General features: G+C 45.2%; 19 protein-coding genes. 11 read left to right on the top strand and 8 right to left on the bottom strand.

Annotated features, from left to right (window positions below; all coding sequences use genetic code 11):
- Positions 1–152 precede the first annotated feature (152 nt).
- From rarD to BTW00_RS03250, 3 genes are read left to right on the top strand one after another with little or no spacing between them, the layout of a single operon-like run.
- Positions 153–1103: an EamA family transporter RarD gene (gene rarD / locus BTW00_RS03240; RefSeq protein ID WP_075106194.1), complete on the top strand. Its 951-nt coding sequence runs from the start codon at positions 153–155 to the stop codon at positions 1101–1103.
- A gap of 55 nt (positions 1104–1158) precedes the next feature.
- Positions 1159–1596, top strand: coding sequence for a dihydroneopterin aldolase (gene folB, locus BTW00_RS03245; RefSeq protein ID WP_075106195.1), 438 nt, complete (start codon positions 1159–1161; stop codon positions 1594–1596).
- Complete coding sequence (locus BTW00_RS03250; protein WP_256713983.1) at positions 1571–2119, top strand: 2-amino-4-hydroxy-6-hydroxymethyldihydropteridine diphosphokinase; 549 nt, start codon at positions 1571–1573, stop codon at positions 2117–2119. The genes folB and BTW00_RS03250 overlap by 26 nt, the downstream gene beginning before the upstream one ends.
- A gap of 170 nt (positions 2120–2289) precedes the next feature.
- Here the strand turns inward: BTW00_RS03250 and cysE are convergent, their stop codons facing one another.
- The 5 genes from cysE to ggt form a co-directional block, all read right to left on the bottom strand.
- Positions 2290–3201, bottom strand: coding sequence for a serine O-acetyltransferase (gene cysE, locus BTW00_RS03255; protein WP_075106196.1), 912 nt, complete (start codon positions 3199–3201; stop codon positions 2290–2292).
- A 191-nt stretch (positions 3202–3392) separates the two neighbouring features.
- Positions 3393–4271, bottom strand: a complete 879-nt coding sequence (locus tag BTW00_RS03260) for an RNA methyltransferase (RefSeq protein ID WP_075106197.1) — start codon at positions 4269–4271, stop codon at positions 3393–3395.
- On the bottom strand, positions 4271–4651 hold the full coding sequence (locus BTW00_RS03265) for an Hpt domain-containing protein (RefSeq protein ID WP_075106198.1): 381 nt from the start codon (positions 4649–4651) through the stop codon (positions 4271–4273). Before BTW00_RS03265 ends, BTW00_RS03260 begins: the two co-directional genes overlap by 1 nt.
- 71 nt (positions 4652–4722) lie before the next feature.
- Positions 4723–8442, bottom strand: coding sequence for a DNA polymerase III subunit alpha (dnaE, locus tag BTW00_RS03270; RefSeq protein WP_075106199.1), 3720 nt, complete (start codon positions 8440–8442; stop codon positions 4723–4725).
- Positions 8443–8738: 296 nt separating this feature from the next.
- A complete protein-coding gene (ggt, locus tag BTW00_RS03275) occupies positions 8739–10688 on the bottom strand; it encodes a gamma-glutamyltransferase (protein WP_075106200.1) in 1950 nt (649 codons plus the stop codon).
- Positions 10689–10999: 311 nt separating this feature from the next.
- Here ggt and BTW00_RS03280 point away from each other — a divergent pair, with 311 nt between their 5' ends.
- Positions 11000–13108 carry a hypothetical protein gene (locus BTW00_RS03280; protein WP_075106201.1) on the top strand — a complete coding sequence of 703 codons (2109 nt, stop codon included), beginning with the start codon at positions 11000–11002 and terminating at the stop codon, positions 13106–13108.
- 55 nt (positions 13109–13163) lie between these two features.
- Entirely contained in the window at positions 13164–14747 is a 1584-nt protein-coding gene (locus BTW00_RS03285) for a hypothetical protein (protein ID WP_075106202.1), read from the top strand.
- Between the two features lie 113 nt (positions 14748–14860).
- On the opposite strand, the gene BTW00_RS03290 is transcribed toward BTW00_RS03285, so the two are convergent.
- A complete protein-coding gene (locus BTW00_RS03290) occupies positions 14861–15376 on the bottom strand; it encodes a Spy/CpxP family protein refolding chaperone (RefSeq protein WP_075106203.1) in 516 nt (171 codons plus the stop codon).
- Positions 15377–15651: 275 nt separating this feature from the next.
- Here BTW00_RS03290 and BTW00_RS03295 point away from each other — a divergent pair, with 275 nt between their 5' ends.
- The 5 genes from BTW00_RS03295 to BTW00_RS13905 all read left to right on the top strand — a co-directional run bounded on the left by BTW00_RS03295 (position 15652) and on the right by BTW00_RS13905 (position 18798).
- A complete protein-coding gene (locus tag BTW00_RS03295; RefSeq protein ID WP_075106204.1) occupies positions 15652–16338 on the top strand; it encodes a response regulator transcription factor in 687 nt (228 codons plus the stop codon).
- Positions 16338–17933 carry a cell wall metabolism sensor histidine kinase WalK gene (locus BTW00_RS03300; RefSeq protein ID WP_075106205.1) on the top strand — a complete coding sequence of 532 codons (1596 nt, stop codon included), beginning with the start codon at positions 16338–16340 and terminating at the stop codon, positions 17931–17933. The genes BTW00_RS03295 and BTW00_RS03300 overlap by 1 nt, the downstream gene beginning before the upstream one ends.
- Before the next feature lie 238 nt (positions 17934–18171).
- Positions 18172–18375, top strand: a complete 204-nt coding sequence (locus BTW00_RS03305; RefSeq protein ID WP_075106206.1) for an ESPR domain-containing protein — start codon at positions 18172–18174, stop codon at positions 18373–18375.
- A gap of 44 nt (positions 18376–18419) precedes the next feature.
- The gene (locus tag BTW00_RS14155; RefSeq protein ID WP_075106207.1) at positions 18420–18629 is read left to right on the top strand and encodes a hypothetical protein; all 210 of its coding nucleotides are present in this window, start codon (positions 18420–18422) and stop codon (positions 18627–18629) included.
- Positions 18571–18798: a hypothetical protein gene (locus tag BTW00_RS13905; protein ID WP_143506507.1), complete on the top strand. Its 228-nt coding sequence runs from the start codon at positions 18571–18573 to the stop codon at positions 18796–18798. The genes BTW00_RS14155 and BTW00_RS13905 overlap by 59 nt, the downstream gene beginning before the upstream one ends.
- Before the next feature lie 135 nt (positions 18799–18933).
- Here BTW00_RS13905 and maiA read toward each other — a convergent pair whose 3' ends face one another.
- On the bottom strand, positions 18934–19581 hold the full coding sequence (maiA, locus tag BTW00_RS03315; RefSeq protein WP_218609001.1) for a maleylacetoacetate isomerase: 648 nt from the start codon (positions 19579–19581) through the stop codon (positions 18934–18936).
- 168 nt (positions 19582–19749) lie between these two features.
- On the opposite strand from maiA, the gene BTW00_RS03320 reads away from it, so the two are divergent.
- Entirely contained in the window at positions 19750–20607 is an 858-nt protein-coding gene (locus BTW00_RS03320; RefSeq protein ID WP_075106209.1) for an IclR family transcriptional regulator, read from the top strand.
- Positions 20608–20710: 103 nt separating this feature from the next.
- Here BTW00_RS03320 and BTW00_RS03325 read toward each other — a convergent pair whose 3' ends face one another.
- On the bottom strand, positions 20711–21286 hold the full coding sequence (locus tag BTW00_RS03325) for a VOC family protein (protein WP_075106210.1): 576 nt from the start codon (positions 21284–21286) through the stop codon (positions 20711–20713).
- Positions 21287–21327 lie beyond the last annotated feature (41 nt).

Consider the following 21327-nt stretch of genomic DNA (forward strand, 5'->3'; position numbering starts at 1 on the left):
GTTAGCAATGTACTCATGTCACTATTGGCATGAGTATATTGCTTTTTATCTTATAATTTCACTGTAGTGACCCTGCGCTTTCACCACTAAATTGATAATAATAATCAGAATTAGGTGAGGGTGCGCTTTGCTCTAAAAAGTTGTCCTGTACTATGACTACCCAAAATGTCGTCAAAAAACCTGTTGCCCCGATTACCACAACCAGACGCGGTATTATCACTGCCCTTGTTGCCTTTTTTATCTGGGGTGGTTTCCCTTTATACTTTAAGCAATTATCCAATTATGATGCAACAGAGATTATCGGGCACCGTATTGTTTGGACGTTTTTTTGCCTACTCATTGTATTGGTAGCGACCAAGCGTTGGGGGTGGATAGAGACGCTCAAACAAAACCCAAGATGGATCGCGTTGTCACTCGTCTCTGGGTTAATTATCGCAACCAACTGGCTGACCTATGTATGGGCGGTCAATCATGATCGTATCCTTGAGGCCAGTTTGGGATACTTTATTGGGCCATTGGTAGGTGTTGGCTTATCGATGATTTTATTCAAAGAGCGCCTGCGCACGCTACAATGGGTAGCCATTGGCTTTGCACTACTGTCTGTGGTCATTCAAGTGGTGATGCTTGGTAGTCTGCCGTGGATATCATTGATTTTAGCATTCAGCTTTAGTACTTATGGCACCATTCAGCGGCAAACCCCATTGACTGCTGTCGATGCTATGTTTTTTGAAACGGCCATGCTAGTACCCTTGTGTATTTGGTGGTTTTGGCAGTCAGATGTCGTCAGCCATCAGCTAAGCTTTTGGTTCAGTTCAAACATTTGGCTACTGATGCTCGCAGGCCCGATTACGTTGATACCGCTTTTATTATTTAATAAATCGACCAAGCTTGTCGCATATAGTATCTTAAGCTTTATGAATTATCTGACGCCGACCTTTATTTTCTTCTTAGCGGTATTTTATTACAATGAACCATTTGATCTACATCGTCTGGCAGTATTTGGTTTGATTTGGTTGGGGTTACTCTTATTTAGCATTGATCTGTGGCGACATCGTCCAAGTAAAGTGTTAAAGGCTGAGCGTCTCCGTGAAGAGGCTTTATAATCGGTTAAGTAAAAATCAAAAATACGCACAAAAATTAGCAAACAAGGATGGAAGCATGTTTCATACGCAGTCTGATGTGGTATTTATAAAAGGTCTAAAAGTTGAAGCCGTCATTGGTGTGTTTGATTGGGAGCGCGCCATTACTCAGCCGTTACTGATCGATATCGCGCTTGAGACCGACATTAGCCGTGCCGCTGTGTCCGATGATGTCAGCGATGCGCTAAGCTATAAAGAAGTATGCGATGATGTGAGCGTGTGGTGCAAAGAGATTCAGGCAAAGCTGCTTGAGCATTTGGCTGGTCAGATCTCTGATAAGCTATTTGCAAAATATGACTGCCAAAAAATCACGTTGAGCATTGCCAAGCCGACTGCTATTGCCCAAGCAGATGCGGTAGGGGTACAAATAACACGCTATGCGCCAGCATCAACTAACGAGTCAGCTACTAAAGACGTTACCAAAGAAGTTAATGACAGCCAAGCCGATGATGCATAAAGCGTCGATGGAGTTGAATGTGGCAACGCTAACACAATGCGCACCTGAGATTCTGCAAGCGCAGTCCGTGGTAGAGGTGGTGTTAGCGCTGGGTAGTAACTATCAAGCCGAAAAATATCTACCGATTGCTCGAGAGAGTTTGGCAGCGCTGGGTGAGATACGACTATCTACGGCTTTTCAAAACCCTGATTTTACTGCAACCTTGGAACAGCCAAAGCCTGACTATACCAATCAATGTGTCTATCTAGCACTGAATACACCGATGAGTTTGCAGCAACTACAGCAAACCTTTAAAGCGCTTGAAGGTGATTGTAATAGACGTCGACAGACTGAGCCAAAGCAAGTGCGACGAGTGACGATGGACATTGATATTTTGATGGTTAAATTGGCTACTATAGAAAATAGCCTAAGCAAATATTCGACATTTAAATCAATATCTTATTGGATAGTAATGGCGAATCGTTATCCCTTTAAAGCGCATGAGGAAGCGGGGGTCAAAGAGTTGACTGCATTTACTGATTAGCTGTTTGAATAGCGTTTTGAGAAAAAATTGATAATAAATAGACAGTTAGTGGGGTGACTTATTTTAACTCACACTGATAACATCTGATATTTTTGCAGTAGATAAGACTAAGGGGCGTAAAATGTATTGTACGCCCCCTAGTTTTATTTGTTTTACTGAAACTCTCGTATTCACTTCTGCTCGTTATCTGCTGCATCGATATCAGCACGACCAATCACATCTAAATCCTCTAGGCACAGCTTATCGTATTCCTTTTTACAAAAATTAGGATCGATATCACACATCGCTGACTGCAACTGATCGAGACGATTCTCTGATTGTTGAATGTGTTCGAGCATTTTAGCAAACGCTTCTGCGACAGGGTCTTGCGAATAGGGATCGATACCATAGGCACGGAAGGTATTGGTGCGTTTCGCAGTAGAGGTGGTGTCAGCTGCTTGATCCTTAACGCTCTCGCCAGCTTGCGCGACTTTTTCTTGTTGCTTGGCATCTTGTACTTTTGTCGCGATGGGATTGCCTTTTTCATCGTGATGATCTGAGATCATACGAGCAGCACTGCCAACCATCGTAGCGCCTGCTGGTACTGGTTTGACTACCACTGCATTCGAGCCAATTTTGGCGTTTTTGCCGACTGTAAATGGCCCTAAGACTTTTGCACCAGCACCGACCGTTACACCGTCTTCTAGCGTTGGGTGGCGTTTGCCATTATTCCAAGACACACCGCCTAGAGTAACACCGTGATACAACGTCACATCGTTGCCAATCTCAGCAGTCTCACCGATGACGACCCCAACACCATGATCAATAAAGAAACGCTTACCAATCTTGGCAGCAGGGTGAATCTCAATACCTGTAATAATACGCGAGCCATATGAGATGACGCGAGCCGCCAGTTTCTGTTCATGATTCCACAGACAGTGCGCACCGCGATGTAGAATGAGCGCATGGATACCTGGGTAGGTTAGGATGACTTCCAGACTATTGCGCGCTGCAGGATCGCGGTTAAATACCGCATCGATATCTTCTTTCAGATCTTTTTTGATACTGACAAGCGATCTGAACAATTTGGATGGCAATGACATAAAGCGTCCTATCTATTCGTCGGTAAAGTAGCGTTGCTAAAGTAGCAATGTCTTTATTTTATGGTCATGATGGTTAAATAATAATGAGAGTATATGTTGTTGCTCATTTTTTCTAAGTTATAACAGCTTTGTACCGCAAAATATAGTAAAAAGCTGTCAAATGAAGGCGAGCTGATAAACAATGACTTGTTTTAGTCTTTGGATAGTTTTGCAATCAAAGCACTTAATAGCTGATACTCTTTTTGATCAAGCTGTAGGCGTGACCCAAGTCTAGACAAGCGTGATGGCAATGACTTTAGATGTTCGCTATTTGCCAGACCGCGCTGTACCATAAGGTCAGTAGTACGCTGAGTAAGCTGTTGCAACTGCTGCTGATTGATAGCAGGCTCATCCCATTGTTGACGCAAATTCACGTTGATTGTCGATTGGGAGTCGTTGTTCTCGTCTAAACTGTTCGCTGTCTGAGTATGCGTTTGAGCATAAGCAAAAATAAAGCTGGCAATGACTTGCACTGCTGAGGCGACATTTAATACAGGATAAGCAGGATTGGCGTCGATTTGAATGTGATAATCAGCATAAGCCAACTCTTCATTGGTCAACCCACGATCTTCACGCCCAAATAATATAGCGATATTTGGTTTGCTAGAAACAGCGTCTGATGAGGTGTCAACGTTATTATCATTTGCACTTAAAGCCGACTGTGTATCAATAAAATCAAACATAATCTTAGCGGCTTGCGTGGGTGTCACAACAGGGCGCGGCATATGACGACTGCGGCTGCTGGCTGCAAATACCAGCTGACAGTCGGCAATGGCAGACTCTAGAGTAGGTGCGATCACAGCAGATGACAGCAGCTCACTACCACCTGCCGCATGAGAGACACTGGTCTCATCAATTGGCAATTTGGGGTCGACAACGGTCAAACGGGACAAGCCCATTGTATGCATGGCGCGTGCGGCTGAGCCGATATTGGCAGGCAAAGTCGTATTGACCATGATGACTTGTAAGCAGTCGAGGTAGTCATTCACTGTACGGGGTTGCTCAGTAGATGATAAAGAGTCGTTACTCATTATTGCCCCAATCTTTGATTGATTTCTTGTTCAGCACGTTGTAATGCGGCGGCAATCTCTTCAATAAGATCAGCTTGTTCACTAATGTGGCGCTCACGGCAGCATTCTTGTAGCTGGCTGCTAAGACGAACCAGCTGAGTCGTACCCAAATTGGCACTTGCGCCTTTTAGGGCATGAGCGGTTTCAAAGCCATTGGCGTTATCATCTTTTTGCTGAGCGATTCGCAGTGCTGCAACGCGTTTTTGACTGTCATTGAGGTACACTTGTATCAGCTCGACAAAATCTTCTTCTAGCAAGTCACGCATGTCTTCGAACTGTTCGTGATTGATAATCTCTTCATCAGTCTGACCAGTCATATTATTATTCGTCATGTCAGTCATGGCTTTTATCCAATTGTTAAAAGTTAAAGCAGTCAAATTACTATAGTAGATTTTTGGTTGGATTGTGCATTTTAGCTGTAATGAAAGTGTAAGTTATCTTCACTAACTAACGTCTTCAGTTGTTGCAAGTTATCATCGTTCGGGTAAACCCGCCAATGTTCGGATAGTCCCACATTTGCGATACCATAAACGTCATACACGCTCAAACCAAGTGGCAAGCAGTTATCATTGATAGAAGTATCCGTATTACTGAGCGTATTATTTGCATAGCTTTGGGGCATGCTATTTTGATTAAATGCGTCATGGTTCATATCGTTCTCTAGAGCCAGTAAGTCATTGCCATTTTCATCATACAAACTGCCGCCCATGGCAGGGTCGTAAGTGTTACTACCACTATTGCCTAGCTCATCTTGCTCTTGATTATAAGCCAAGCGTGGCTCAGGTATGATATCAGCCTGTGCAGATTTGAGTAATGGTTGCAAGCGTGTGAGTAGGTCGATATCGCTACCATGGACTTTGATACTGATTTTTTTGAGCCAACGCAGGCGCGCATCGACCATGCTCATGGCACTATCAAGACGCGCAAACAAGCGCCCATCACGCTCACGAATACTGCCTTTGATAATGACGACTTCATCGATTTTCAATTGCTCTTTGACACGGTTGAAACGCTCAGCATAGCAGCTGACTTCTAATCTCGACGTGCCATCATCTAAAGTAATCACATTACGATTACCAAAGTTAGCGATGTCTATAATGAGTCCTGCAAAATAGCAACTACCGTTATAACCAGTATCTGCCAGTTTATTAAGACGAGCGCCTGAGGTATAGCGTTTTAACTCATCTAAGTATTCATTAATTGGATGACCGGTTAAGTACAACCCTAAGGTGTTCTTTTCCGCTTTTAGGCGATGCTTGTCACCCCAGATCAGCTCTGGCGTCATCACGAGTGGCGGCGCTGCAACAACACCGTCCATTTCGCCAAACAGATCCATCATGCCTAGCTCATTGTTCTGCCGATCTTGCTCAGCCGCTTGCACCGCGCTTGGCAGTTGGCTCATCAATGCACCGCGAATCTCGTAAGCTTCGTCGGCTGGTAAGTCGGGTCGTAGCGTCGCAGCAAAGTCATCAAAACAGCCAGCACTGACCAATGCTTCGAGAGTACGCTTATTGACTTTTTTGATGTCCACACGGCGGCAAAAATCATATAAGTCTTTGAATGGTCCATCCGTTCGACGAGCATTAACGATGGACTCGACAGCCCCTTCACCTACGCCTTTAATCGCGCCCAATCCATAAATGATATTGGTTGGGGTGTCTGCGACAAAGTGCCACTCGCTGCGATTGACTGACGGATTGACCACAGTCAAATCAAAGTTTTCACGGCAATCATTGATAAAGAACACCACATTGTCGGTGTTGTTCATATCGGAGGTTAATACTGCCGCCATAAATTCAGCAGGATAGTACTGCTTGAGATAAGCCGTCTGATAGGCAAGTACCCCATAAGCCGCAGAATGCGAGCGGTTAAAACCATAACCTGCAAACTTTTCCATCAAATCAAACACGCCGCCTGACGTGACTTCATCGATGCCTTGTGAGGTTGCACCAGTGACAAAGATATCGCGCTGCTTTGCCATCTCTTCAGGTTTTTTCTTACCCATGGCGCGGCGCAGCATATCAGCACCGCCCAAACTATAACCTGCCATCACCTGTGAGATTTGCATCACCTGTTCTTGATAGACGATAACGCCGTTAGTATTTTCTAAAATCGGTTCGAGATTGGGATGGTCATAAATGACCTCTTCACGACCGTGCTTACGGTCGATATACATCTCTACCATGCCGGCATCAAGCGGGCCGGGACGATAGAGCGCACACATGGCGATCACATCTTCAATGTTGGTCGGCTGCAGTTTGGCCAAATACTTTTTCATGCCCATACTTTCTAGCTGAAAGACGGCGGTTGTTTTGGCATCTTGCAGCAACTTATAGGCTTTAACATCATCTAACGGCAAATCTTCCAATACCAATGCGGGCATGTTTTCTTTTGCACGGCGCAAGTTGATATTCTCAACCGCTGCGTTGATGACCGTTAAGTTACGTAGACCCAAAAAGTCAAACTTTACTAGTCCTACGGCTTCGACATCGTCTTTATCAAACTGGCTGACACGGTGACCCTCATCGTCACAATAAATGGCGCTAAAGTCTGTGATTTTGTGCGGCGCAATCAATACACCACCAGCATGTTTACCGACGTTTCGGCAGACGCCTTCGAGCTTGACTGCCATCTCCCAGATTTCAATGGCATCTTCATAATCCATGTTGTCAGGGTTAGAGATCAAGTCTTTGAGCTGTGGTTCTTGCTCAAGCGCTTGGCTGAGGGTGATGCCCGGTGTTTTGGGAATGAGCTTGGATATTTTATTGGCCAAGAAGTATGATTTACTTTGGACGCGTGCCACATCGCGCACCACCGCTTTTGCAGCCATGGTACCAAAGGTAATAATCTGTGAAACGGCATCACGACCATAGGTCTGCGCGACATAATCAATCACGCGATCACGACCCTCAATACAAAAGTCAATATCGAAATCAGGCATCGATACCCGCTCAGGGTTCAAGAAGCGCTCGAATAGTAGATCGTAATGAATGGGGTCAAGGTCGGTAATGTTTAATGCGTATGCGACCAAGGATCCTGCACCAGAACCACGTCCAGGGCCTACTGGCACGCCATTGGCTTTTGCCCAGCGGATAAAGTCCATCACAATTAGGAAGTAACCCGGGAAGCCCATGGATAGAATAATATCCAACTCATAGGCGAGGCGCTCGTCATATCTTTGACGGAAATCGCTCCAATTGTCCGTACGGGCCTCAACAGGAAAAAGCTTATCTAAGCGCTCTTCAAGACCGCGCTGCGACTCGGCCCGAAAAAACGATTCAATCGTCTCACCTTCAGGCACAGGAAAGTCAGGCAGTACATTAATGCCTAGCGTTAAAGTGACATTGCAGCGGGTTGCCAAGCGTAAGGTGTTGTCAACCACTTGCGGAATATCAGCAAAAAGCTGCGCCATTTGCTCTTGGGTTTTGAGGTATTGCTCATCTGAGTAGGTTTGCGGACGACTGGGATCAGCTAAGACATAAGAGCCTGCGATACACACGCGGGCTTCATGCGCATCAAAATCCTCTTGCGCCAAAAAACGCACATCATTGTGCGCAATGATGGGAATACTGTGTTTGGCACCTGAGTGAATGGCTGCTCTAATAAAAGCGTCCTCGCCTGAGCGATTGGTACGCTTGATGGCAAAGTATAAACGATCGCCAAATTGCGCTTGCCACTCGGTGAGCAGCTCATCGGCTTTTTCTGGCATAGAGCCAACCAGTGCTTGGCCTACGTCGGACTTTTCGGTCAGTAGAACAATCACACCTGCCGCATGTTCTAGAATATGGCTACGCTTGATAACAGGGACGCCATGATTGACAGGATCAGCGCGACCTTCGGTAAACCCAAGCGACACGATACGGGTAATGTTTTGATAGCCTTCGTTGTTCATCGCGAGTAGGGTGAGGCGTGTCTCTTCATTATCCATGATGACTTCGCTGCCGATAATGGGCTTGATACCCGCGCCTAGGCAAGCACGATAAAACTTCACCGTGGCATATAAATTGGACAAATCAGTCAAAGCCAGCGCCCGCTGATTGTCAGCTGCCGCCGCTTTCACGAGCGGCTTGATGCGCACGATAGAATCGGTGATGGAATATTCGCTGTGGATACCAAGGTGTACAAATGCCATAGAAGACTCTTACTAGTACGATCAAAAGAAATAAGCTAGCGATAAAATACAGGATGATTATCAATCATTTGTAGTGTTATCGAGAGGTGGTTAAGACCTCGGTAGCCATGTTGATACGTTTTAAATGGGGTCGTTAATAATAGCATTATTTGCTACCGACAGCCACTAATTGCAAGGGTTTAATCTGAGTGGAATGAGTCACTATAAGACTTTTAGTAGGTCAGGAGGTATATTAAAAAACCCTCCATACACAAGGTATAGAAGGCTATGTTATTGATAAGTAATGACAATTTGACTTAGTATCCAACCACCGCTGCATCCACAATACGGGGATCAGAAGATCCATACAGGCCGTTTGGTGTGAGCATAATCGACTGCGTGGAGCCCATGGCTGATTTTGGACTGACCGTGTGCCCCATAGATTCAAGCTTTTTGACCGTATCGACATTGAGCGCTTTTTCAATCCGAATCTCATCAGGGAGCCACTGATCATGAATACGCGGTGCGTGAGTTGCCTCAGCGATATTCATATCATGGTCGATGACGTTAGAGATGATTTGGGTGACGGTCGTGATGATACGACTGCCCCCTGGGCTGCCCGTAACGATATACGGTTTGTTGTCTTTAAATACCAGCGTTGGACTCATCGAGGAGAGCGGACGCTTATTGGCTTCAACAGCATTGGCGTCACCACCAATCAGTCCATAGCCATTTGGTACGCCCGGCTTGGCAGAAAAATCATCCATTTCGTTATTTAACAAAATACCTGTGCCGTCAGCCACGAGACCAGTGCCATAAGAGAAGTTCAACGTATAGGTGTTGGCGATGGCATTGCCGTCTTTATCAACGATAGAGAAATGCGTGGTTTGATCGCTCTCATAAGGGAGCGGGTTGTTTGCTTTGATGGTCGCGGCTGGCGTGGCTTTATTTGGATCAATTAACGTACGCAGGTTATCCGCATAGGCTTGTGACGTTAGGCCGCTAGCAGGTACGTCGATAAAGTCAGAATCCCCTAGGTACTCAGCACGATCTGCATAAGCCAGTTGCATTGCTTCCGCCATCAAATGAATGGTCTGTGCGCTGTTTTGACCATAGTCCTCCAGTGGATAGCCTTCTAAGATATTTAATATTTCAATAATGTGAATACCACCAGAGGAGGGCGGTGGCATAGAGACAATCTCATAACCACGGTAATCACCTTTGACAGGCACGCGGGCGATGGCTTCGTAATCGGCTAAATCCTGCAAGCTCATGCTACCACCTGCTTCATTGACGGCTTTTACGATGTCACGCGCGGTTTTCCCTTTATAAAATCCGTCTGCGCCTTGTACCGCGATTCGCTTTAGCGAGCGGGCAAGCTCAGGCTGTTTTAACCGCTCACCCGGTTGATACGCGCTGCCATCAGGCTTGAAAAATACCTTTTTGGTGCTCGGCCATTTTTGCAAGCGATCACTCAAAGCAGTGAGCGATTCGGACAAGCCAGCGGTAACCTCTATACCGTCTTCTGCCAATGCGATCGCTGGTGCCATGACTTGCTCGCGGCTCATGGTGCCATGCTCTTCTAATGCTTTTAGTAGCCCTGCGACTGTCCCTGGCACCCCAACGGCTAAGCCATGATAGCGAGATAAGTCGCTGACTGCGTTGCCCTCATCGTCGAGATACATATCGCGAGAGGCGCTACTAGGTGCTTTTTCACGATAATCAAGCGCAACCGTTTTGCCTTGCTTGGCGTCATAAATCATCATAAAGCCGCCACCACCGATATTACCAGCACGTGGCAAGGTCACAGCAAGGGCAAAGCCAACCGCAACCCCAGCATCTACCGCATTACCACCGTCTTTCAAAATCTGCAAACCGATGTCAGAGGCCAGCGCTTCTTGGGTGGCGACCATGCCATTTTTTGCCCATACTGGATGATGAATTGCATCTTCAGAGTAGATAGCCTGATCGCTATTGGCATTGCTTGAGGTGGTTGTGAGAGTAGTGGTTTTTGCCCGTGTGATGCGTTTGGTTTCAGATACGAAAGTTGGATTGTCCGTCATAATGGCTAGATTTAGCGCATTGGTATCAATCGAGGTGTTATTGACCGTGGGGCTGTTGGCTGAAACGGTTGGATCTATTGCATGGGCTGAGACAGACAGTAGTAGCGCACTCGTAATCAGGGCTGCGCTAGATTTTAATTGGTTACTAGTCTTGGGTTTTTTTTGCTGAGTAATTCGATGCTGGTGGGATAATGATGGTGACATCGCAAAGTCCTTTTTGGGCGAGTAGGAAAAACAGGGTATCAAATAAATACACTTAAATAGTAACGAAAATATCAAATAGTAGAAAGTTGTTTATCATATTTTGTCATTTGAGTTTTTATATGATGTGCAGTATGAGTGGTCTTCTATCGATATATACATAATTAGTGTCATGTAAATTGTGCAGAGAAGCTCACTAACCAGTGAAGATTTTCTTTAAAAATAAGACTTAATATTACTAAATTGTAACGTCTTGTGATATAAAGTACAGTACTAATGTACATCCGTTAACGACTGGCTATAAAGAGATTTTTATGTCATCAAACCATGTTAATAACCGTAATCGACAGTGCCACTCTGAGATGGCGAGTAATTATTTGCCTATCATCAACAATAAAAATAATAATGGTCATGTATCTCAAACAAGCAAATTAACCTCTATCGCTTTGCTAGTTGGTAGTGCGTCGCTTGTGCTTACAGGTTGTCAATCAAATCCGACTGCCTCAGCGGATGTGGCAGCCTCCAGTACCCTTATGGATTTTAGCACTGCAAATCCTGCTCAGAGCCAACGTCAAGGTCGCGCTTTTACGGCTAGTCAAGAGGCCCAAGCTGAGCGTTACGCGCAACTGTTTAATCAAGAAAAATATCCCAACACTGAACATCAAGCCAAGGCGCATTTATTGACAGCGATTCGCCAGCATTTGGCAACAGAGCATGTGGCCGTCGCGCAAGCCAATTACCAAGCAGTACCATTTATCGATGCCGATAGTATTGATGCAGGCTCAAGCAGCTTACTTAGAACGATTATAGAGACCTATGCCTATCAGCCTGAGGGTATGTATGATAGTAGCGATGATGAGGCGCAAGCTGAGGCTAGAGCAGAATTAGCAGCGGTAGGTGTAGGGTCGAATAAATGCAATGAAAACGAAGATGATGACGCTTATGAAGTCTGTGTGGTAGAGGGTATTAACTACGATTATGATGACGCAAAAGATTCGATAGAGTCCGATTATCCTAGCGACTATGCTGACGAAGAACAAAAAGCTGAGCAAGAGAAAAAAGCGATTGCGGCCATACTGGCTGAAGCAGGTGAAAATGAGCCAGCAAGTGCTGATGAAGAGCACGACTACGATGCAGAAGACCGTGATAGCGACGATTATGCCAGTGATGAATATGATGAGTACGGCGGTGAGACTGGAGGCATGCTCTCCGGCATGTCGGGGTTGAACCCGAAGACAATGGCTGCAAAATATGAAGCCATGCAAATGGCAAAACAGCAAGCTAAGACAGAGCCGACCAATAGCGAGGAGCTATCAATGTCTTCTACTGGCTTGATTGGTAACATACTGACGATGTTCAGCCGCACTCCTGAGCAAATCGCTGCTACCAACGCCTATCAATATCAGCATTTGACGTTCAATAGCGTCAGTCAGTACAACCCAAAACAGCGACAATTACACAGCGTCTATAGTTACGACTATGCCACGCCAACGATCAGCTCATCCATACAGATACCAGTGGCATTTGATTTTAACAACAGCAGTGTCACGCTCGACCCATCGGCAATCATGCCAATCGTTGCGCTCGCCAATCCCGAGAACACCCCATTACCCTCGCAGATGGCCTCACATACGGTCAGCTTTGGTTTGCCTGAAAGTATCACGGCGCAGTTGCCGCCCGCGGTACTCTATGATGCAGTGCTAAATGCCATACAGAGCAGCATGGCAGAGTTGGCACCTGAGCACTTTAGCACCGTAGATATCAAAGGAGATGCGTTTGCCAAAAAAGTTGGCGCGACTCGAGCAGTAAAAGTCTATTTTGGCAGTCAGCAAGGCGGCGAGATGATAGGCAAAACTCTGAAATATGTGACCAAATCGCTGCAAGAGTATGTAGATGCCAACCCAGAAAAATATCCTGATGGCGCTATACTAAAGGCGGCGCTTGCCAAAGCACAGCTATACAACAAAGGCTATCAAAGTGCGGATGTGGGTTCGTTATTGCAGTTTATCGAAGCCATTGGCCCTATCTCTTTTAATCAGATTAATTACTATTATTTAGATAACTCAGATCGCCTGCTTGCCAAGCAGCAGCGCGTCAATATCGGTGGTGATTTACTTGGCTCTACGACGACCATGCTCAATCAAGTCCGCTATGATAAAGCCAGCTTTAAAAGACATGCCCTAACGCCACTATTGGCAGAGTCATTTGGCTCAAATGCGGTAGCGCCTATCGATGGCAATGCATGGATAGCAGCACAGCGCCAGAAAAAAGACAGACTACAAACGGCACGCTATGCGCGTTACGATTATGAGGATGGCAGCTTAGAGACTGATTATAGTAGTGACGAATATGACAATCGTTATGATGCAGAATCAATCGATGAGAGCCGTATTGGCGATGCTAAAGATGATAATGAAAAATAGAGACGACGTCGCATTATCTGATCGCATTTACGCATATGTCTATTAAGGATAAAAAATGAAAACAGCACATCAAACGCTTACACTACGTCTGTCATCTATGATAAAAAATTACTTATTATTGACCAGTACATTGCTGTCAGGAGCATTACTCTTAACGGGTTGTCAATCTGCCAATTTGAACCAGTCAAATACGCTGGCGGCGAACCCGTCACCCAGCACCGCCAAAAAAACATTGGCCAGCGCATTACAAAAACAGCGCCGCCAATCGTTCAGCTACCATAGTAATATCGAGATCAGTAACTATAATCAGCGTACGGCGACATCTGGCACACAAATAGTGGCATCAGATTATGTGGATGCACATTGCGAAGAGACACATGACCAAGCCTATGCGGCATTGATCATGCAGGCAGAAAAACAAAACAAAGATATCCTAGCTGCGGATTACGATGACAAGCGTGATGCCCTCAAGCAATCTTATCTTGAGTGCGTGGATGCTTATTATGCGTGGGAGGAGCACCAGTACGATAGCGATGTGACAGTGCCAGCAGACTATCAAGCGCTGTTTGACGGTTATGAAGACAAACCAAAGCCGCTAGATATAAAAAAAGCACAATTGCTAGATGAGTACTTGCTAAAACCGTTATCTATCAATGCTCAAGGCATCTATCAGCCCATGGCGGGCAAGGCGACGATGCTCGCCAGCGCTCAGTATCAAGCGCGCAATCATCATAGCAGTATCAATCAGCCTGTCTACATCGACATGAAAAATGGTGATATATATTTATGGGCAGATAATGTTGCGATGTTCAATTCTGAGCTATTAGACGATAAGCTAGGTACAAAATGGCAAAACAAATGGCTAAAAATAGCGATTGATGATGGAACGCTCCCTAAAGGATTCGGTAGTGAGGTGATAAAAAGCCACTTTGCTGCATCGGATCTGACTTATGAGGCGGCGCCTGTTAGCCAGTTCAACTATGTCGCGCCTAGTACGCTTGCATCGCTGTCTCCCAAGTTGCCTGCGCATCAGCTATCAGCAATGCTCTCAACTGACCAAGTGATTCGCCGAGTGCAAAGTTTTGATAGCTATCAAGACGATTATCAAAATTATCTGCAAATCTTCTACAAGCGCATTAGCCAAAAATATCCAGAGCTGGTAAAAGAATCTGAGCCTATGACAGCCTTTGAGAAGATTCAAAGCTCAAAGGAGTTCACTAGTAAAGCGATGGTACAAACAATACTAGCTATGATAAATGCTCAAATAAATGATGAAGATAAGACGGAATCTAAAGTCGCTGCAAACGCCACAGTAGAAGAGCTATATGGATTTGACAAACGTGGTCAGCTCAAATGGCAGCATCTGCACCGCCAATTAGATAACACTGGCAAAACTGCGCCAGATAAAAGTATGACAATAGATGTCTTGCAGCAGTATTCTGCTATTAATGGCAAAGATAAGGCATTTCCGAATCTGCCAAATAATGTGCAATCACCGAACGCCAGCAATAGCATTGATATGCGAGAATACGGTCCTGAGCTGTTGCAGTATTATCGCGATGGTAATGGAACAGCAGTGGGTAAAATGATCTTTACTATATTGCCAATGGCGAAAGCTCGCTTTGATACGATTGAGTAATTGCTGGATCACGCTACTGAGTTTTGAGTAGAACGATTTTATATTAAAAAAGCGCACCGTTTATACGATGCGCTTTTTTTAATATGGCCATCACTTATGTTGTGACAGATTTTTTACATGCCTTGATGATGTGGCTTGTCATGGCCTTTACGATCTTTTAAGTGCTTACGACCTTCTTCTTGTCTTTCTGATTTGAGCTGTTCCATTTTTGCACGCTGCTCAGCGGTCAACACCTGAGAGATGGCATGCTGCGTTTGGACGCGCTCAATAAAGCGTTGTTTTGCTTTTGCCGCTTGCTGATCGGCCAAACGGTTTACCGCCGCGTTGTTCAACGTACTTGCATTGGTCAGTGCTTGTATTTGTTGTTCCATTTGTGCGCGTTCTGCCTGATGTTTTTCACGGTCAGCTACGCGGTCGCCATGTTTTTCTTGCATGATGGCTTTGATTTGCGCTTGCTGCGTCGCTGTCAGATTCAGTTTTGACATTGGGCCTCTCATGGCGCCGTCTTTATGGTTCTTTTGCATTTGATTCATTGGCGCGGTGTCAGAGGCTGCATTGACACTAGAACATGCTGTCACAGTAAATACGCTAGAAGCTGCTAATACTGAGCCCAATAATAATTTTTTCATGATGACATCCTTTAATTACAGTGAGTTTGGTTAAGTAAATACCAAAGACTTATCTTGCAAGCATCGCGCTTTAAGCGCTATTAATCGTTGTGATTAGTCGTCTTAAAAGTGCAGGTCTTGCGGTTGATAGAAGCTATCTTACGGCAGTTAAAGGTTACGAACATTTATGAAGTATTAAGAAAGGTAACGTTTATAGCGAATTGACACGCGCTTGCCTGATAATATGGGCAAGTAAATGAATAAAAGCCAATTAAAATCATGAAAAGGAGGTGAGTGTGCCAAATATATTGATAGGCGATGATGATGAAGAATTGACTCAGTTACTACAAGAGTATTTGCACAACCATGGTATTCATTGCGACTGTGTCCATGATGGGGCGGCAGTTATACAGCGATTAAAAGCGGTGGCGAACGATGATTCCGCTTATGATTTGCTCGTCCTCGATATCATGATGCCAAAAATAGATGGGCTAAGTGTGCTGCGGCAACTGCCAAATATCAGTGATATCCCTGTGATTATGCTCACGGCAAAGGGTGAGGAGATTGATCGTATTATTGGTTTGGAGCTGGGCGCTGACGATTATATCACCAAGCCCTGTAACCCCCGCGAGCTACTAGCGCGTATCAATGCTGTGATCAAGCGTACCAACACGACCACGTCTGAGCATACGCCGCTACCAGAGAGTCGCTTGCATCTTGATCAAAACCAGCGTGTTTGTGAAATAGATGGTGTGGCGCTACAAGTGACGGGAACAGAGTTTGACTTACTCGTGGCGCTGCTCAAGCAAAAAGGGGAGGTAGTTAGCAAAGCATGGCTGTCAGAGAATGTCTTGCAGCGTGAGTTGCAGCCTTTTGATCGTAGCCTCGATGTGCATGTGTCTCGCCTGCGCAAAAAACTTCAGCCTTTTCATGACGAACCAATAAAAGCGGTGCGCGGTAAAGGCTATCAACTGGTGCTCTAATGATAAAAACTTCCAGTAAGTCCGTCAAATCACCGAAATTCAAAGTGCGAATCACGCTGTTTTGGCGTTTATTCCTGAGTCTATTACTGACGATACTAGTTACCTCACTGTTATCCATTATGGTGGAGCGCTGGCTGGCTGAAAAAGAGCTAACGGCTCGTATGGACGTACAAATTGAGAGTCTATTAATTCAACGTCAAGAGATGGTCGATGCGCTGCGAGTGGGTGATTTGATAGCTGTCAGGCAGATGTATCGTCAAGATCGACGCCTCATGAGTCAAATCAGAGTCTACGATGAGCAAGGCGCTATTATATTTCCGCGTTATCGAGATAGAGACGAGCGCACGCAAGGACGTGGGCAAAGCGGCCAGCAGTCGATGGAACGTGCCATGCAGCAACCACTGCCGCCACCGCCTAGAGCTTACGATAATAAACCAAGCAATCTGAATGATGAAATGCCCATAAAACAGCCTTCTGTTTTGCACGAGATCCTAAAACCAATAATGTCGAGCAGTGCTGCGATAGCGGATATTGATGCGCGTCCTGAGCTGGCAGATATCTCGGTTGAACTGCCTGATGGACAATCAGTCATCATACAGTTGCGCCCGCATCTACGTTTTGCAGATGTGGTGGAGCTACAGCATGGCAATTTTCCCATACGTTTATTATTGATTATTGCTTTTAGTGTGTTGGTTTGTGTCTGGCTTAGCCGTACGTTGACTCAGCGTATTGGACGTGTACAGAGTACCGTGCACCGTATGATTGATGGGGACTATCAAGCCAATCCAGCGCTATCAAAAATGGGTGATGATGAGCTGGGATTGCTGGCCAAAGATGTGGCTCATTTGTCAACGAGACTGGCTGATAGTGAGCTGGCGCGTAAGCAGATGCTCAGTGATATCTCGCATGAGCTGCGCTCACCGCTCGCGCGTCTCGATGTTGCAACTGAGCTGACTCGTGATTTTGCACCCAACGCCCATCGTTATTTAGACCGTATTGACAAAGAGTCTGCGCGGATGAATGAGTTAATTGAGCAAATTATCCATATTCAATCCCTACAAATGCAGCAATACACGATTGATAATTTGGAGAGCGAAGCAGTCGATTTGTCCGAGATTATCAGTGACATCGGACAGGATGTGTGTTTCGAGTTTCAGCATAAAGAGGTGAGATGGCAGTGGCAACCACCTGAATATTCATTTGCCAATGACTTAAAAAGCGCTTGGACAGTACAAGGCAATCAAGAGCAGCTGCATAGTGCGCTTGAGAATGTCATTCGCAACGCTTTTATGCATACGGCAGCGGGCTCAACAGTCATCGCTGAGATGAAAGCGGTGCAGATAGATAATAAGATGCCTGCGATTCAAATCAGTATCACGGACGAGGGTGGCGGTGTCGCGGATGAAGATCTAGAACGTATTTTTCAACCATTTGTCCGTCTCGACACGGCTCGTCATCGTGATACTGGCGGTTACGGGTTGGGGCTGGCTATTGTTCATGCTGTCGTGATGGCGCATAAGGGATCTATCAACGCTTATAATCGACGAGATGGTGTACTAGGATTGGTGGTGCAGATAGTATTACCGATTAAATAGTAAAATTTATCATGAGGAAAAAGCTCAACGTATTAGTAGATGCTTTTCATGGATTGATGTTTCATATTCTATACAAAAGAAAATGTCTCATTTCTCAAAAACTGAAACCAGTAACACTTCAAAAGGCTGCATGATCCCTAATTCATAACTCGTTTTATTTGGTCATATCGACTCTCTTGCAAGATAGATTTTATCTCTGATTTTTTAAATATGACAAATCTGTAAGGGAGTATACATCATGAACCGCATCTATAAAGTCATCTGGAATGAAGCCTTAAATTGTTTTACCGCAGTTGGTGAATACGCAAAAGGGCGTGGCAAAGCTTCCAAATCTAGTGTTAGCGCTAACGCTACTATCAATACTACATCAAATGTATCTGCTATCAAGACATTACGCTTAAGTGCCATAGCACTTGGGCTAATGAAGGCAATAACAAAATAATCAATGTCGCTAAAGGGGCAATCAAATCTACAAGTAAAGATGCAGTGAATGGCTTACAGTTAGATAACTTAGCTAAGACCGTCGCCGCTAACAAAACCAAGTACTATAGTGTTAATTCAACCGCTATTGGCAATGCTAATAACGATGGTGCAACCGGACCCAATGCTATGGCGATGGGCAGTAATGCTAGTGCTAATGGCGGGCAAGCCATTGCCATTGGTAGCGGTCAAAGTGGTCAGAACACCTCGCTATAAGATTAATACCGAATCAGGCGGCGCCGCCTCCATCGCTATTGGGGCAAAAGCGCTGTCTGAAGGCGCATTATCTACCGCAATTGGTGTGCAGTCATCGTCATCTGGTGTTGCGTCTTCTGCCTTTGGCATCGGTGCTTCAGCAAGCGAAAAATGCCATGGCTGCTATTAATGCTTTTGTAGTATGTTTCATACGAATCCTTGTAAAGAAACTTTGAGTGATAGGGCGGTCAAGAGTCGATATCATTTACAATCAACAGTTAACATAATAATACCCTTATTAAGTCCTGTTTTAATATATTGATATTTATGCATGTTTTGGCGCATCAGGCTGCACCATAGGATCGGCATCTACAAAAGCTTTTAGGCTGCGGCAGTGCGCATCAATAGCGACAATATTTGGGTAAGGTGTGAGGTCTACCTTAAAGCGTCGCGCAGAGGAGACTTGTGGGATCAGATAACAATCTGCAAAACTTGGCGTATCACCATAGCAGAACTGTCCACGGTTTTTATCTGCGGCTAATCGTGTCTCTAACGCTGCAAACCCTTCAGTAATCCAACGATTGCACCATGCAATGACTGCCTCTTTATCTACTGACAACTCATGACGTAAGTACTGTAAAATGCGGCGGTTATTGATCGGATGGATATCGCAGCCAATCATCGCACTTAGCGCACGCACGTGCATGCGACCAGCGGCATCTTGGGGCAATAAAGCGTGCTCAGGGTAGGCTTCTTCTAACCACTCCAAGATAGCGGGACTTTGGTATAATAATAAATCGTCCGCTTTTAAGACTGGCACCAGTCCTTGCGGATTAATCGCTTTAAATGCGTCCTCTAACTGCTCATCTTGTGCTAGATTGATGGTAATATCCTCGTAATCCAAGCCCTTGAGATTCAAAGCGATACGAGTACGGTGAGAAGTACCACTGCGAAAATAGCCGTAAAGTGTCATCATTATTTATGCCCTTATTGTGATAGGTTATTTGTATCAAGCTTATGTGAGATAAAGTTAGTATTATTGAGTCGTGTCACTATTAATTTGGCCTGTATGTCACCGCCAGTTCATTGAGCAACTCAGTATCAAGAAAAAATAATTAAGTACACTATAATCGAGCCAATCATGCCAGTAGCCAAAAACGCTTTAGATCAATCCGCTAATACCAAAAACCAAGGGGGTATTCAGTCGCTCGAGATTGGGCTGTCGGTATTAGACGTGCTTATCGATCGCCATGAGCCTATGATGCTAAAGGATATCGCTGAGGCCATGCAGATGCATCCCGCAAAATCCCATCGTTATTTGGTGAGTCTTATTCGCAAAAACTATGTTCGTAAGCTTGATGATGGTCGCTATGGGCTTGGCGATAGAGTAAATGCATTGGCAGCATTAGGACATACTGAGCTCAGTCAAAACAATCTCTTGGCGCGTCTCACGCAGGTGGCCAATGAGATTAAAGATACCCTAAATTGCGGTGTGCAAATTGCTAAGTGGTTTAGCGAAGGCCCAATTATTATTCAGTCTGTTGAACCAGACAGTCCGATTAGCATCATCACTCGCATCGGCTCACGTATGCCTTTGACGACATCAGCCACAGGACAATTGTTTGCCAGCTATCAACCTGACGCGGTCATTCAGCCATTGGTCACCGCTGAATGGCAGTCGAGTAATGCCGCAGCAGATATGACAGAGAAGTGGCAGAATTTTGCTCAGCTGCAAGCCAAGATACGTACTCAAGGCTATGCGACAGTGACAGGCGATATGCTCATGGGTATTAATGCCATTACGATACCTGTGATATTGCCGCATTTTGCCAATAGTGCTGCTAATCTATCCGCGAGTAGTGACAAAACCGCTAGCGAGGCTCTGCCGCTAGAATATGCCATTACTATCATTGGCACCACAGAGCAACTACCAATGAGTGAGCAACAGAACGTGGTTGAGCAAATACTAGCAATCGCACAGCGCTATCAAATAGCATAGTCAAAATGTTAACTACAAGCTATTGGCTATAGTAGAACCTTAATAAAATTAATACAGCATATGCATCAATGTAAAAAAGGTAGCAAGTAGAAAGACGACGCAGTTACTCTCCGACAGGCGCAATGTCACGGGCTTCAGCGAACTCATCACTGTGTAAAAACTGTGTGTGGGCTGGGGCGCGTTTGGTACGAGACCATTCATCTAGCATGTCGTGCTTGATGGCGTCTGTAATCATCGAGACTTTGTCCTCTGAGGTCGGGTCGTCATAGGTCAACTCGAGACGATGCCCATTAGGATCAAAGAAATATATCGAGTGAAAGATACCGTGATTGGTCACGCCAATGACATCAATACCTGCACTTTCTAGTTGTTCTTTAGCCGCCATTAGCTCATCACGATCTTTGACTTTGAGCGCCAAGTGTTGCACCCAGTTTGGAGTATTGGGGTCAAAGCCCATTTCAGGCTGGTTGGGCACTTCAAAAAACGCCAATACATTACCATTACCAGCGTCCAAAAAGACGTGCATATAGGGGTCAAAGGCTTTGGTCGAAGGTACGTGATCTTCTGCAAATGCCAAGATAAAATCCATATTGAGGTTTTTCTTGTACCATTCGACCGTTTCTTTGGCATCCTTGCAGCGATAAGCCACATGATGGATTTTTTCAATTTGAAAGCTCATATTCAACTCCTTTTGATAGGGCGTAGCGTGAATGTAAGAGG

The organism is Psychrobacter sp. C 20.9, from assembly GCF_001921765.1.
Lineage (GTDB): Bacteria > Pseudomonadota > Gammaproteobacteria > Pseudomonadales > Moraxellaceae > Psychrobacter > Psychrobacter piscatorii_B.